Raw genomic sequence first — 14655 nt, forward strand, 5'->3', positions numbered from 1 at the left:
GCAGCGGTACGGAGCGATTTGGCAGGCGTGGCGGCTTACCGGCGGGCTGACGCTTGCTGCGCGTCCTGCGGTTTGGTCAGCGATAGCAGACCTGACCGGCAGACATGGCCGCATTAGTGATGGCAGCGGTATCCTTTTTGAAAAAAAAGATTTAGCGGACAGCACGGGCCGGAGGCAATGCCCGAACCAGACATCAGGGGATGATGCCCAACTCGGCCAGGACATCCTTTTTCAATTTGCTTAGAGGTCTCTTATTTAACTGATCATCATACATGTAAACGCCAAAAGCCAGGCGGTAAATCTCGTCTGTCGAAAGGGTTAACTTTAAGATAGAATTGAGGGAGCTGATATACGAGGCTGAATAAGCTTTCTTCAGATAGATCAATTCCCTGATCTCATCAAGATGACCCGCATATATCTCCTTTAGCTTCATGGCCCTGATACTATTAGCTGTAAAATCATTACCGGAAACTATTTTGCTTTTTGCCGCCAGGTGATCTTCCAGTGTGTAGGAAAATTTAAAGGATAGCAATTTTTCATTTTCAGGATGTTTCAGATAAGGATGAAAAATATCTTTTAACGCAAAAGGCAAAGCACCTTTAATGCTACTGTTGCAGACATTGCAGCTGGGAATTAAATTATAAAATGATAGGGCCAATAACGGATAGCTGCTTTGCGGGAACCAATGATCAAAGGTTGGCCGGGCTATAAATTCCCGGTTTTCTGTAATGATCGTATGGGTATATAGCCGGTTACAATAGATACAGGTTTGTATCCCTAAATTTTCCGCCAGGTGGTAGCCATGATAAAATCCAAAGGTTTTTTCCACGCTTTTGTCAATGAAGGCATCATACCTGATCAATGCTTTAATGCTGGCAATGGCTTTCTTACTGGTAAACCTTTTTTTGAACTGGTTAAGTACATCAGGAGAACCGATAAGCAGGTCTTTTAAATTCGTTTCATCATTCAAAAATGCGGCAACGGTGGAATGAATGCCGGTTACCTCATCTATTCTTTTATCCAGTCCTTTCGGATGGGCCTCGGTAAACCTTTTGCCCAATAACTTCTTTTTGATCACATACCGGACGTTGGTATAATGTTCGTCCCTGGCCAGCAAAAAAGAAGGCGTTGTCTGGTCGATATAAAACATCAGATTTGCCTCCTTCTTTCCTGGAGCCTGCTGATTTCATCATCGATCAGGCGCGCCTCAAAACTTTGATCACCCAACACCTCTGATAACATTTCGGCCAGTTTGAATTTAATAATGGGCTCGTCGATACAGTAAATTATCCGTTCAATAGCGATCTGCCTTTCCTCTGTCAGACGACCTGCGCCAATATCCTCAATAATGAAGTCGATCACCCCGGCAATATACGCGCCGATCTGCCCATCCTGCATAAAAAAGGAATCCTTCAGCAAATCCGCAATATTGGCACCAAGGGTGCGTTTAAAGCCTGAGTTGCCGATTTTCGTTACCTGGTCAGTTTTTTCCAAAAACACCACGTTGTTTTTTGGCAGATCGGATAAGGTGAGCGGATCATGGGAAGTAATGATGATCTGTATTTGATACCCCTCGAAAATGATCGGTATGATCTCGCGGAGGTATTTTACATACTCCTTTTTCCATTGTGGGTGAAAGGCATTGTCTCCCTCGTCGAGTAGTAAAAGGATGTCCTTTTCAATACCTTCCAGTGAATTGGTAGAATATCTATCGATATCAACGCCGGTTTTGATATTATCCGCATGATCGTAAAGGACACTGAATAAATTTAAAAAGGACTGCTCGCCGGAACTGACATTGATCTCGGGTTTGAACTTAAACATCGGCTTGGTGTCGAAATTAAACCACTCTCCAATAAAAGAAACATTGAAAGCATCGTACAATTGGATCACCCGTAAAGCCTGGGCTTCGTTGATCACTATTCTCCGCCAATTATCCGTCAGAGTATCTTCGTTCACGAGCGACCGCACGTAATCCACCAGTTCCAGTAAAGGCAGGTGCTGTACAAACAGGTATTGTTCACTACCCGCATACACCCCGGTATTTTCCAGGAACCACTGAAAAGCTTCCCTAACGGTCAGTTTTTCAAGCACATTTTCAAAATCTTCGGGGATGATGCCTTCATCTAAGTAATGATTACCGGCCCTTTCCAAAAGGGACACCAATTTACCCAATGCCGTTTCAAACAGGTCATATTCAAACCGTATTCCATTGGATAAAATTTTGGCTTCTTCTCCACGGATATCACCTGTAAAATTCTTGCCCATTTGTATTTCCCGTTCGGATGCTTCCTGTTTAATCTTTTCATAGATCAGGGTAATGGCAGGCCGCAGCTGATAGGATGTATCATTAAATTTATCCGGCTTATGAATACTGGTATCAAAATATCCCAGGCTTAAAGTCACCTCATGGAATACCGGCAAAGTTATCTTTGTAAACTCGCGGTTCTTATAAAAATGGTTGAATTTGATCCAGCGTTTGGTGTTTTCTGAATTATGGGCTTCTAAAAAATCATCCAGTAAGCCACTGTCGCCATGATTATCCAGTTTCAGCAGCGTGAGTTTAGTGAGATCCTTGTAATTGTTCCGGGCAGCATCTAACGAATTGTAATTTAGGTAAGGTGTAAAATAAATGCGGTGTATCTTCTCGATATTCCGGGTCAGCTCATAACTGCCATCCTGTTCCTCCAGTACATAAGTGCAATAATATGCGTTGGCTATGTATTGCAGCAAGGTAGTTTTGCCGCCGCCATTATTACCCACTACACAACTCAGCAGGGGGATGTCACTGCTTAGCAGGTCGTCAATATAATATTGGTTTAGCTCGACGGAATCCAGTTCCCCGTTTTTGAATTGATACAGGTTGCGGCCACCCAGGTTAATAGTGACTTCCTGATGCCCCTCACCAAAAATTATCGATAAATTGCCCTCCGGGATATAAATTGCAGCGATCTTCATATAAATTTAGAAATTTAAAGATAGAAAAACCTTACCGATTGACATGACCGATGCAGCCAGCCTTTTGAACCATCATTTTACAGCCAGCCATGGGCTTGGCTATATACAGTTATTTACCGAAGAAAGGCTGGAAGACCCTGAACTGCAAGGCCCTGAACGGGACTTATTCGCTTACCTGGATGCCATACTCAAATTGGGTTTATTGAACGGCAACAGCAAAGTTAAGGAGATCAATGAACACCGGCCTGGACAAGAAACACTGGCGGTGTTAGCCGATATTAGCCCCAGGATCATTAATCCCTATATCCGGGCCTACTTTTATGATATCTTACAGGTCAACAAGCAAGACAAATTTAACAACTCTCAAAAGGCCATTGACACCTACCTGTCGCTTATCGAAGAAGACAATACATTAAGCACCAAAAGAGATCGCTACATCCGCATCTTACGCATATTAGTTGGCTTAGGTAGGGGAAGATTTGCTCTACTGGATAAATATGTGCTGCCAATCCAACAGGAAATACTTGCCGCAGATATGCCGCAAGATTGCTACTCTATCACCAAACTTGCCGAAGAAATGATCCCATTGAAACTGGAACCGACCACGTACCAGTTGTTCATTCAAAAGGTAAAGGATTCGGTTCAGCCATTCCTTGCGTCTGGCGAATTTGAACGTTACCGGCAATGTAACCATGTGTTGGCTTTACTGATCCCTGCAGATGCAGTTAACTACGGTACCGAAGTTGCCAGGGGCTACATATTGGAAGCAGACGATTACGACCACCGTATGAATGCCCTGCAATATATGGTGGCTGACCTGTATAAGAAAGGCATCCGTCATTTTCAGCAATTGGGAATTAAGGATGCCGAAACGGAAACACTACGGAATAAGCTGGTTGAAATCCTGAAGAAAGCAGCAGTCCAGCACCAGCTGATCGGTGCCTTACCCGCAATTCCATTAGATAAGCCGGAATTTGAAATGCCAGAATTCAGCCATTTATTCCAGGCCGTTTACTGGATGATCGACCGCGAATTTCCTGTTAAGCAGGAACTTGTCGATGATCTGAAGGGTAAGTCCGACCAATTCCTGCACCTTAAATTTATGGGATCAACAATGACTGATGGAGAAGGAAATACTGTTGCCATTAGCGCAGATAATAGCGATCTGATCTATAAAGATGCCGCGATGATCAGAGACATTCACTGTAAAATGGTGCTTCGTCCCGCCTACGATAAATTTTCGGACAAATATGCAATCAGCGAACCCGAAGTATTCTGGCTGATCAGCCACAGTAAATTTATACCGCAGGACCGGCTGGACATCTACACCCACGGCCTTTATCATGGTTTCTGCGGAAATTTTGCGGTTGCGGTACATCTACTGATCCCCCAAATAGAGAACGGGCTGCGTCATGTGCTGCAAACCTATGGGGTCATCACCAGAAAGCTGACTGAAGATATTCAAACCGAAAATAGCCTGGCATTTTATTTCAACCATTTAAACGGTATTTTACACGAGGATCTGATCTTTGACCTGGAAGGCTTACTAAATGAATCCTTCGGCAACAATATCCGGAACCTGGTTGCCCACGGAAAATACGCTACAGGACAATTCTTTGCACCCGCCGGATTTTATACCTGGTGGCTGGCCCTTAAATTGAGCTTGCACCTCGATAAATATCTCTTAAAAGAGATAACCCCGCTATCTTAAAAATCGCTAATTTTACATTAGCCAACATTTACGCTATGGGATTTCTGTCATTTATCAGCAAATTACTCGGCTTTGGCCGCAGGTTCAACGGCACACCGGAACAATATCTGGCTATGGTTCAATACATGGCAAAGAAGAATAACCCTGATTATACAGCAGAAGAATTGTTGCAATGGGGAGAGGTGATGCAAAAGGTGATGAAGACTAACCTTAATCCCTACCGGGATTTCCGCGACCTCGCCGAAAACGGCACCCCTGATTATTCTATGGTAGAGAAGGTTGATGATAAGGTGAAAGAGATGGAGCAGCGCCGCGATTTGAAACAGGCTATATACGGCCAAAATGCCGATCTTGGAGATGACGATGTAATGAAAAGCGAAGAGGACGGCGCTGTCTTCGCCCGTAAAATGGTTAAGGACCTGTCACAGCATGTCCGCTTTTCAGATGAGGAAGAACGAAAGCTTGATGAGTTATAGCTAACCGGGATGCTTCCCTGATACCATCCAGGACTGTTAACCGATAATTTTAATAATTTTACGGTAATGGAAGCAGAAAACCTGGCACCTGTTATTTACTCACCCGCTGCGGTGCTTAATCTTTTTAATAATTCAATTTCCCTAAAACAAACCCAAAGGATCATACAGCTTAAAGGTATTTTCCAGTTAGGTAAAGGTGCCTTTTACAATGGTTCTTATTATGATAGCCTCCGCGACGAATCTTCCGATGCGCAGATTACCCTGATTGTGCCTGCTCTTATCCGTAATGAGATGCAGCATAACAAAACAATCACTATAAACGGTTTTATAACGCGACGGGTGGTTAACAATGCCAGCCGCATCGATATTCAGTTAACGGTAACTGATTTGGTTGACCAGACCCTAAATAAGTATTCATCAGAAGAAATAAAACGGATAGAGATCCAGCAAGCAAAAGCAGCAGCTGGCTTCAGGGATGTGCAAAGCTGGATAAAAGAGAAGATCATTCAGGAACATCCGTTTAAAATCGGCGTGGTTGTCGGCAAAAATGCAATTATTGACAACGACATTAAACATCAGCTCAGAGAATCTATCGCCCTTTATCAACTCGATTTTCACCGCATCAACCTAAGCTCGGAAACTGAAATTATCAAGACCCTTAATCAGCTGGACGAACAGGGAACAGACATTATCGTTATTTCACGGGGTGGCGGAGAAAACCTCGAAATTTTTAACAAGCCTGCAATAGCCGAAAAAGCGACCGGATTAAAAGCCTTGCTGATAACAGCTATTGGACACAAAGATGATGTAACATTGCTTCAAAAAGTTGCTGACAAGGCATTCATTACACCATCTGAATTTGGTCAGTTCCTGAATGATACTTATAATCAGACTATTGAGGAAGTGCAAAATTCAAGGGCGCGATTAGTTGAGTCGGTTAAGAAACAGCTAACAGCTAATTATGAAAAAGAAATCAATAATCTGAAACAGCAGATTCAAGCAGTTGAAGAACTTAAAAGGAAAAACAACGAAGACCTCGAAAAGGTGTATAATGAAAAAATTAACGGATTAAACAGCCAGATCAGTTTGCTGACTAATACCTACAACCAGCAACTGGGCGAAAGCCAAAAGCTGCAAAATGAAAAGCAGGCGATATTTAATGACCAGGTTAACAATTATAAAGCCCAGCTATCTAAGCTCGAGAACAAATCCCCGGTTAACTGGACAGCGGTTATCATCGCTGTAATCCTTGGCATCATAATCGGTATGCTGATTAAGAGTCATTAACCAAAGCCAAAAATCCCGGTAACGGCTATTTTGAAATCAGGAGGAAATGCCTTTATATTTATTGCCGCCGCTAATACGGGGATAAGCTGCAAGGGTCAGAAAGCGACTAAGGTAATCACGTTCGTTAACAACTTCATTTACGATAAAATCATTCCGGGTACGATGGTCTGCGTCAGTAAATATCTGACATATTTCAGCCATCAATGGTTCAGGTATCCAGGGCATAAGTTGACTAATAGTTTAGTAACCGTTTACAATGACTATATAATTACTCAATCATATTAATCAATAACCTGCCGCCATCTGTCCATGTAGTCGAATTCGCGCCAGTAACTCTCCAACCTGGTATGGGGCAAAGTGACGGGCTTTTCCTTAAAACTCCAGAGTTCCGCAGGATGCTCTTTTGCAATCTTGATTGCTCTTAAAAAAGTGTCCATTGACCTGATCTCGATGTGAAACCTCTTATGGTTGTAAATACGCCATTTTTGTGCGTGTTCAGTTCCCCAATGTTCACCGGAACCTGCAACCAGAATAAACCTGAATTCTGCCACCGCACCGAAAATGCGTTTTGCCTCTCCTTTATTTTCCTCAAAATACTGATCCCAGGTTTTAACCTGCTCCAATGCTCCCTGCAATTTGGCAGTTGGCTTACCATCTGCATTAAATAAGGGCATTTTGGGTTTTTCCAGTTCGACAAGCACCCATTCCGGGCCGGAAGACTTATCATTTAACCATGCAAAATCACAACGGAATTCGGCTCCAAAGTTTAATTCCCTGAAGACTGGCTGTATCCCATACTTTCTATCGTAGAGATCATAAAAGAGAAAGCTGTTATCTTTTAATACTTTCAAAAGATCAGTTTCCGAGTCATTGGCAAATGAGGCAAGTACATCCTTTTCCGCTTTAGCGATATTCCATGGCGAACTGCCTTCATCATTGGGAACTTCCTTTTTATTTTTCGGTGGTTCAGGCGTATTTGTAATAACGTCATCCTGTTCGGTTTTATCCCCGGCTTTCGCGGGGCCAACAATATCATTATTAGTTTCAGCGGCTTTAAGGATTTCAGCTTCCGGAGATTTATTGTCGTTCATAACCATGTTTCAGCGAAGATAAAGATAAGCTTTTCACTCAGTTGCTGCAATTGACGATACTGCCACCTGAACTTTTGCAAAAACAATCAGCTGTTTCCATCAGTTAACATGATACCAAAAAATGTAAGTGACTTGTTCGCCGGGGCCGATAAATATCATTCCAGACTATTAACAATTTCTAAAGTTGTTGCTGCTGCTTCTTCGGTGCTTCCCAGCCTCAATTCGTCAAAGCCCTTATAAGGCGTCCACTTGGTCAGGCCGTCTGCCTCGGCGGCGATCTTGATATGGAGCCTTATGTCTCGGGTGAATTCCAGCAGGTATTGATGACCGTTTCGTGTAATGTACACATTGATTTCTTCGCCCCAGAAGAACTGTGTAGAACCACAGCGATTTTCGGTTCTTGCCCCGGGTTGCTGGCACAAGAGGTTGATGACCTCGTTTCTGCGATTGTCGATCATGACCTTATCAAACCAGGCGCTCGGCCTGATCAAATAACGATGACCATAAAGTTCCTTTACTTTAGTAAGCTTATTCTCCTTTTGCGTCCAGTCGACAAAACGCTCGTCAAAGTATAGGTTCGTATGGATGAGCCTTAATTTTGCGTTCCCGTTATCCCAGCCGGATATCGCTGATGACCGGTTAATACCGGCGTTGATTACCTGCTGCATTGCTGCTTTACTTTCGCAGGCGCAAAGTTGATTGATGACTGTTTTGGCAATTTGATTTCTGCGAAGAATTAGCTGCCAGTTCTGGAAGTCATCAGCGTAGGTAAACGCATACAACGCTGACCAGTCCGGCAACGCGCTTATAAGGTAACGATATAGCCCACGATCCTGCCTGAAGGCCTTGTTTGCGCCGTAATGACTAAACAGCAGAACCGAGCTGGTAAATCTGTGTTCGAATTCGGCCAGTGTTGGTTTGCTGAGCAACAGGAAGCCAATATTGCCCTGGAAAAGCGGATGGGCTTCAGCTGTTTTGATAATTTGTTCCCACCCTTCGTTTTCGAATAATCCGGCTTTCAGTTTCTCCTCTGCCAGTTGTTCCTTTTGGATATTACCGCTTCTTTCTGCCAGCGCTGTAAACTCCGGTGTCTTAAAGTAAGCATGAATATCCCCGCTGCCCGCTGCGAGGGAAGTTACTGTTTTCATAACAGCGACCATGGCGCCTATGCTCCTGATGTCGGGGTCGATTATGATATTCCAGACCACCCGCATCCATTCTTTGAATTTTTGAATGTCATAAGTGTGTTCTTCCAGATATCCGGTAACCGCCGCTAACAGGATTCGCTGCACCTGGCTGATGCTTTCATCATAAATAAACCAATTGGGTGTACTGTTCAGGGATGTATTCAGCGCTGCACGGATGCTTTCCTGGTGAATTGCCAGCTGGTCCATAGCCCGCTCGAAACGACCGGCAAAATCTCCGGAAAAGACGGGCCGGTAATAGGTGAACTCCCGGTAACGCGGCGAAGCGTCGCTGCCTTTATCGCCATATAGCTGGGTAAAGGTCTCTGAAGCTTCAATTTGTGCCGCACTGCGGTCGTAACGGACTATAAATTCGTTGAGTACGTAACGGTTGATAAAACGAAAGTAATAGGGGTCGACGATCTTATCTTCTTCTTTTGGCTGCGCCCTTGCAACCGGCCAGAAAATGTCGGTCCAGATGTTGTCAATCTTGGAGGCGATTGTAAGGTAATGCGGCATCATCGTTTTGCCATAGGAAACCTGCCGTGCAAGTTTCGTTGCGTCGGGGTTTTCGTCAGACTTCATCCAGCCGATGAGATCTGCCTTAAAGTTTTCGAAACCCGTCAGCTGCTTACCGCGCGCGTTCATTTTGATATAGAGCTCATCGGTGAGTCTGAACCCATCGAGCGGCAGAATATAAAAGCACAGTCTGGCCAAACTTGCGAAAAGAGGTGACCCGCAGTTCGCATATCGCGCCTCAATGTCAGCAATTGTGCGCAGCATGGCTTTCACAGTAGGATCCTGCGCATAACCATTGTGGAACCAGTAAGCTTTCCTGATCTGTCCTGCCGCATCGCTCGTAAAAGTCAGGTGAGCAAGTTTCTGGCAGAAATCTCTCGCTGTGGAGCGGGTGGCGTAACTGAATCTGGCCAGCTGTGCGCAGAAAAGCTGGCGTTCATGTGTGCCGAGTTCATTGTTGGAGACGACCCAATAAAGCAGGAAGAGTGTGGTCAGGCGCTGCTGCCCGTCCAATGGAAGGAACATTTCTGTTTCACCTGTTCCTTTTTTGACTGACCCATAAATAAAATCAAGCTCCAACCCATTACCCTGTTCAAGAGCAGCAAATAATGCGGTAAGGAATCGTCCTCTGATCAGGTCCTCATCCGGACGTCCCTGGGCGTAATCGCGCTGTATAATTGGGATCGTAATGCCATCTATCTTTCGCGGATGGTCACCATCCGGTGTGGTTATTATAATTGTGCCGCCTAACAGGTCGAGCAGGTTATGCGTTTTCATGAGGTTTGGGGTTTAGAAAAACAGACATAGTATCTTCCAGGGCATTGCGGTAAGCTTTTACGTCATCCTCTGTCCAGGTGGCTTTGGGGTTGCCATCGAAGTATTTCAAAAAAACATGCTTTGTACAGATCGGCACAAAGGTGCCCGCTTTATCTTTTTCAATAATTATGCGCCGCTTTGAGGTGAAAAGCGCGTTGCCGTATCCGCGGTTAGTTCCTGCGTCCAGCAGGGTGAGGTTACCGAGACTGTGTTTTAATTTTTCTTCCATATTCGTTTCCCCGGAAACTAACAATACCTGTTCATGGAGTGACTCAAAACCTTCCCCATTAGCCACACTAAGAAAGTGACGGATCGTAGTTTGCAGGGGTTCCGGCATCTCCTTTACATCTTCAATGGCATTCAGTAACCAGGTCTTTTGATCTTCCCATTTTTCCAGCTGGTTATCCGTAGCAGCGTTGATGTGTTCGATGTCCCAGTTATTTTCCTCGCGTTTCTTTTTTAGTGTTTTAAAAGCTTTGAAGGGAAAACGGTAAACAAGATTTTCCTGCCCGGCTTTGCGGACGATATATTCAAGGTTAAACAAAAGAAAAAAGCGCTTTAGAAGTTCGCTGCCTTCTTTATAGGTTACTTTCAGATGGTATTCGTCGTCAACTTTTTCCCAATCGAGGTGTTCGAACTCTTTTTTGATCGTGTCGATTAATTCTCTGTCTGCATCTTCTTTGGTGAGAATGTTTTTTTGGTTCAGTAGTTTAAGAATTTCCTCAACAGTTTTACCGGTATAGATCAAAAAGCCAATGTAATGGTACCATTTAGGATTATCGAACCATTTTTTAAAGGTAGCGAAGTATTCCTTCACGCGATCCCAGTTCGCCTTGATCACCTCATAATCCGGCTCGTTACCAAAAAGTTTACTGAAAAAGCGGAAGGTGCGGTCTTTATCATTGCCGATCTCTTTATCCAGTTCTTTATTTTCGCCAACGATGTCGGTTTGCATAATATCAAAAATGAATTCGATATGAGACGAAGCGCTGTTACCGGATCTGTTCAGAAACCACCAGAAGTTTTCATCCTGTAACTGGTTTTCGATGTTGTCCCATTCCTGAGCAATCTCCAGTTGCATAAGCCTGGCAGCCTCACTTGAACCAAAATTACGCTCTTGCAGGAAAAGTGCTTTAATCAGCTCCGCGTTGGTCAGCGGAATCTTGCCAAGATTAATGCGGATGAATGTATCAATAGCATTGGTGCTTCCGGGATGCATTTCATACCAGATCACCTGAACGACGCCTTCCTGCTTGTTATGTTTCTGATTGTAGACCAGCGTTTTAATAATAGTGTCGCACAGTTCATAAAACATTTCGCCTAACTGGACTTTTTCAGCGAACCAATTACTTATATAGTCATAGGATTTATAGACGTGGTAGAATTCAATGTTAGTTTCGTCGGCAATGATGTTATCCAGAAAAAGTGTTAAATCTGGACGCGTTTCGTAGACTAATTTAAACAACTTTTTGCCGTAATATTTTTCAAGCGGCTGCCCGTGGTGGTGTTCCTTTTGCAGATAGACCAGCAGTATCCGGATCGTTGTCAGCCTTTGCTGGCCATCGATTACCTCATAGTAATTCTTTTCTTCATCGAATTTTACGACGACTGGCTGGAGACAGTAAAATTCCCCCGGAGTCTTTTCCGTCTTTTTGGCAAAGGTGTATATATCTTCGAGCAAATCGGTTACTTGTCTTTCTGTCCAGCGATAACCGCGTTGGTACGCCGGTACAAAAAAACATCTTCCAAGTAATTCGCTAACGGGCATGAGACCGATGGTATTTTCAATCATGTGCTAAAGCTAATGATAAAGGATTTTATTTAGCAAATTGGCGATTTGATTTATAGAGCCCGTCAAAATCCGAAGAGCAACAAAAGTGGAGCAAAAGATTCGTTACGGGTTGAATAAGTCCGACCGTTTCCCACTTACCTAATGATATATGGCGTTAACCTGGCATTACAACCAAAACCCGTCACAGCAACCAATCCTGGTCTACCATAATTTCCATTATCTAAAAGAGGCTGGCCTGGTCCGCCGGTGGTTCTTCCTGCCCATAAACTGGCAACTTCTTACCCCAGTCATAATAAGCGTCCGGTATTATACCTTCCGGTTTTGGTTTACGGCTGCGTATGGAGTATACGGGATGATGTGCGATAGCATCGGATGGCATTTCAAAATGAAAGAACTCATCCATGTCGTCGTCACCCAGGTCATCCAGTACCCAGGCATGTTCCATTTCAGGTGTTAGGAACAATGGCATACGGTGTTTATTGTCGCCGGCATTATGTATCCACTGCATTTTATCGTTGGCATGCCGGGTGATCATCGTGAAAGATGCGAGATTGTAGAACTCACCGCTATGCTGATCTACTTCCTGGCTAACCTGGTAAAGTGCGGGAACGTAAAATTGCTTGCGGCCTTCGAGGCTGATATGATAAGGGATCTTGTTTTTAAAGCCCTTAACTTCCCGGTGTTCATAGATGCCAGTAACCGGAATCAGGCAACGGTTATTACGAATCCTATACCAGTAAGATTTTTTATCACCGATAATTCTTTCTGACCGGGCGTTAACGTAGTTGAGTCGCTGCTTTTGCCTTTCGTTAGGGTCGTCAATAAAGGTTGGTACCACGCCCCAACTCATATTCGCTAACACCAAAGCCTTCCTATTAACAACGATAGGATGCGTAGGCAATACCTCGCAGGTTACATGCAACATTTCATTGGGGTAATGCGCCAAACTGGGGGCCAGTTGAATGCCTTTAAAATCCTGGGTGACGATTTGTATTTCTGAATGAAAGCTGATATCTCTGCACATAAGCTATTTGATCATATCATAAAAAAGGGCCGTATGGCTTTGGTCACCGGAGGTGATTTCTGCTTTAAGTCGGCCGTAAACCACAAATATACGCACATCATAGTGATCTTCTTTTTTCATGCGGATATAGTGAATATACGCAGAAACATTTTTCACATAGGCTTTCTGCAGTCGTTTTTCATGACGGACATCTATTGTTTTATTGAAGAACATCGTAACGCCGGATTCGTTTTTTAAGAGCTTAACAACCGTTTGGTACTGATTCGGGTCCCGCAGGTTTTGTGCTTTACCTTCATTCGGCCTTAATTCCTGTTCATGGTACTGCGCTTCCTGCTCATCTGCATATGCCGACAGTAAAAAAGTTTTTTGCAGCGGCTGGCCCGGCCATTGAAAGCGTTGGATGACCACATAAGGATTACCTGCACCCATGAGTTTCTTCAAGGAGTCTTCCTTAATGCGAAGAAATGGATTATAAAACAAGCTATCAGCCATTTAGCCCAATTCTAAAATTATTTTCAAATATAAACAAAATGCTAATATTTTTAGTATTAGTTTTGTTATCCGTTTTTGGAACGAATAAAAGCAAAGTTATATAATGATTAAACACTGAAGTTTTAATACTAAAATCCCAGGCATAAATGAGCACAGACCGCCAGATCATCCACATGGACCAGGATGCATTTTTCGTATCCGTTGAAGTCCGTAAAAACCCAGAACTGACAGGCAAACCGGTGATCATCGGGAGCCTGTCGGATCGTGGTGTGGTGGCTTCGTGCAGTTATGAAGCACGTAAATTTGGTATCCACTCTGCCATGCCCGCCCGTATGGCGCGAATGCTTTGCCCGCACGGCATCTGGATCAAAGGCAACATGGATGAATATTCCAAAGCCTCCCACGAGATCACGGAAATCCTTAAAGAGAATGTGCCGCTCATTGAAAAAGCCAGCATAGACGAACACTATATCGATATGACCGGCATGGACAGGCATTTCGGTACGCTGCGTTACGCCAAAGAATTACGGGCAAAGGTGATGAAGGAAACCGCACTGCCAATTTCTTTCGGGCTTTCGGTCAATAAAACCGTTTCCAAAATGGCAACCAATGAATGCAAGCCAAACGGCGAACTGAATATCGAAAAGGCAGTGGTGCGCCCCTTTCTGAACCCCTTATCCATCCGCAAAATTCCAGGCTTAGGGGACAAAACGTTTGTCAAGCTCAGCGACATGGGTATTAAGCGGATCTATGAACTTTCACAGGTTCATCCGGAATACATGACCAGTATCCTGGGCAAAAACGGCATCTGGCTTTTACAAAAAGCTAAGGGCATTGATGATTCGCCAATCATACCCTACCAGGAGCAAAAATCCATCGGGACACAAACCACCTTCAAAAACGACAGTATCGACCTTGCAGCCATCAACGACCTGCTGACCTCGATGGTGATGGAACTGGCTTTTGAACTGCGTCAGAAAAAGAAACAAACCGCTTGTGTGACCGTGACGGTTCGTTATTCCACCCGCGAGGATGTTACCAAACAGGCAACGATTCCCTACACCGCCTTAGACGGGCCGCTGATCAAAAAAGTGAAAGAGCTTTTTAAGGCGGCTTACCAGAAAAGGTTACTGATCAGGCTGGTGGGCGTTCGTTTGTCTAATCTCGTGAATGGTTTCGAACAGATCGACCTGTATGCTGAATCTGAAGAACAATATAGTCTTTGCCAGGCGATGGATAAGATACGCCGACGTTTCGGCCCTGATTCCATCAAACTCGCTTCCGGTATTAATATCAATCTTTAAG

The 14655-nt window shown here is 44.1% G+C and carries 12 protein-coding genes; 4 read left to right on the top strand and 8 right to left on the bottom strand.

Annotation, left to right across the window (positions count from 1 at the left end):
- Positions 1-193 precede the first annotated feature (193 nt).
- Complete coding sequence (locus tag AB6735_RS15080) at positions 194-1150, bottom strand: hypothetical protein (RefSeq protein WP_370996677.1); 957 nt, start codon at positions 1148-1150, stop codon at positions 194-196.
- Positions 1150-2958, bottom strand: coding sequence for a hypothetical protein (locus AB6735_RS15085; RefSeq protein WP_370996678.1), 1809 nt, complete (start codon positions 2956-2958; stop codon positions 1150-1152). Before AB6735_RS15085 ends, AB6735_RS15080 begins: the two co-directional genes overlap by 1 nt.
- Positions 2959-3001: 43 nt before the next feature.
- Here AB6735_RS15085 and AB6735_RS15090 point away from each other — a divergent pair, with 43 nt between their 5' ends.
- The 3 genes from AB6735_RS15090 to AB6735_RS15100 all read left to right on the top strand — a co-directional run bounded on the left by AB6735_RS15090 (position 3002) and on the right by AB6735_RS15100 (position 6432).
- Positions 3002-4669: a DUF4209 domain-containing protein gene (locus AB6735_RS15090; protein WP_370996679.1), complete on the top strand. Its 1668-nt coding sequence runs from the start codon at positions 3002-3004 to the stop codon at positions 4667-4669.
- A 35-nt stretch (positions 4670-4704) separates the two neighbouring features.
- Positions 4705-5145 carry a hypothetical protein gene (locus AB6735_RS15095; protein WP_370996680.1) on the top strand — a complete coding sequence of 147 codons (441 nt, stop codon included), beginning with the start codon at positions 4705-4707 and terminating at the stop codon, positions 5143-5145.
- Between the two features lie 66 nt (positions 5146-5211).
- Positions 5212-6432 (top strand): exodeoxyribonuclease VII large subunit, encoded by a 1221-nt coding sequence (locus AB6735_RS15100; RefSeq protein ID WP_370996681.1) that lies wholly within the window; start codon positions 5212-5214, stop codon positions 6430-6432.
- A 36-nt stretch (positions 6433-6468) separates the two neighbouring features.
- On the opposite strand, the gene AB6735_RS15105 is transcribed toward AB6735_RS15100, so the two are convergent.
- The 6 genes from AB6735_RS15105 to AB6735_RS15130 form a co-directional block, all read right to left on the bottom strand.
- Complete coding sequence (locus tag AB6735_RS15105) at positions 6469-6657, bottom strand: hypothetical protein (protein WP_370996682.1); 189 nt, start codon at positions 6655-6657, stop codon at positions 6469-6471.
- Positions 6658-6713: 56 nt separating this feature from the next.
- Complete coding sequence (locus tag AB6735_RS15110; RefSeq protein WP_370996683.1) at positions 6714-7523, bottom strand: Shedu anti-phage system protein SduA domain-containing protein; 810 nt, start codon at positions 7521-7523, stop codon at positions 6714-6716.
- Between the two features lie 155 nt (positions 7524-7678).
- Positions 7679-10003, bottom strand: coding sequence for a DUF262 domain-containing protein (locus AB6735_RS15115; RefSeq protein ID WP_370996684.1), 2325 nt, complete (start codon positions 10001-10003; stop codon positions 7679-7681).
- Positions 9990-11834 (bottom strand): DUF262 domain-containing protein, encoded by a 1845-nt coding sequence (locus tag AB6735_RS15120; protein WP_370996685.1) that lies wholly within the window; start codon positions 11832-11834, stop codon positions 9990-9992. Before AB6735_RS15120 ends, AB6735_RS15115 begins: the two co-directional genes overlap by 14 nt.
- Before the next feature lie 220 nt (positions 11835-12054).
- On the bottom strand, positions 12055-12858 hold the full coding sequence (locus tag AB6735_RS15125; RefSeq protein ID WP_370996686.1) for an SOS response-associated peptidase: 804 nt from the start codon (positions 12856-12858) through the stop codon (positions 12055-12057).
- 3 nt (positions 12859-12861) lie between these two features.
- Positions 12862-13350 (bottom strand): hypothetical protein, encoded by a 489-nt coding sequence (locus AB6735_RS15130; RefSeq protein ID WP_370996687.1) that lies wholly within the window; start codon positions 13348-13350, stop codon positions 12862-12864.
- Between the two features lie 146 nt (positions 13351-13496).
- Here AB6735_RS15130 and dinB point away from each other — a divergent pair, with 146 nt between their 5' ends.
- Positions 13497-14654 carry a DNA polymerase IV gene (dinB, locus tag AB6735_RS15135; RefSeq protein ID WP_370996688.1) on the top strand — a complete coding sequence of 386 codons (1158 nt, stop codon included), beginning with the start codon at positions 13497-13499 and terminating at the stop codon, positions 14652-14654.
- Position 14655 lies beyond the last annotated feature (1 nt).

Origin of the sequence: Mucilaginibacter sp. RCC_168 (assembly GCF_041355315.1) — a bacterium.
Taxonomy (GTDB): Bacteria; Bacteroidota; Bacteroidia; order Sphingobacteriales; family Sphingobacteriaceae; genus Mucilaginibacter.

Bases quoted from the DNA above. Each gene is read 5' to 3' on its own strand.
- dinB (WP_370996688.1), top strand. From the start codon at position 13,497: ATGAGCACAGACCGCCAGATCATCCACATGGACCAGGATGCATTTTTC.
- AB6735_RS15095 (WP_370996680.1), top strand. From the start codon at position 4,705: ATGGGATTTCTGTCATTTATCAGCAAATTACTCGGCTTTGGCCGCAGG.
- AB6735_RS15090 (WP_370996679.1), top strand. From the start codon at position 3,002: ATGACCGATGCAGCCAGCCTTTTGAACCATCATTTTACAGCCAGCCAT.
- AB6735_RS15105 (WP_370996682.1), bottom strand. From the start codon at position 6,657: ATGCCCTGGATACCTGAACCATTGATGGCTGAAATATGTCAGATATTT.
- AB6735_RS15115 (WP_370996684.1), bottom strand. From the start codon at position 10,003: ATGAAAACGCATAACCTGCTCGACCTGTTAGGCGGCACAATTATAATA.
- AB6735_RS15130 (WP_370996687.1), bottom strand. From the start codon at position 13,350: ATGGCTGATAGCTTGTTTTATAATCCATTTCTTCGCATTAAGGAAGAC.
- AB6735_RS15080 (WP_370996677.1), bottom strand. From the start codon at position 1,150: ATGTTTTATATCGACCAGACAACGCCTTCTTTTTTGCTGGCCAGGGAC.
- AB6735_RS15125 (WP_370996686.1), bottom strand. From the start codon at position 12,858: ATGTGCAGAGATATCAGCTTTCATTCAGAAATACAAATCGTCACCCAG.
- AB6735_RS15100 (WP_370996681.1), top strand. From the start codon at position 5,212: ATGGAAGCAGAAAACCTGGCACCTGTTATTTACTCACCCGCTGCGGTG.
- AB6735_RS15110 (WP_370996683.1), bottom strand. From the start codon at position 7,523: ATGAACGACAATAAATCTCCGGAAGCTGAAATCCTTAAAGCCGCTGAA.
- AB6735_RS15085 (WP_370996678.1), bottom strand. From the start codon at position 2,958: ATGAAGATCGCTGCAATTTATATCCCGGAGGGCAATTTATCGATAATT.
- AB6735_RS15120 (WP_370996685.1), bottom strand. From the start codon at position 11,834: ATGATTGAAAATACCATCGGTCTCATGCCCGTTAGCGAATTACTTGGA.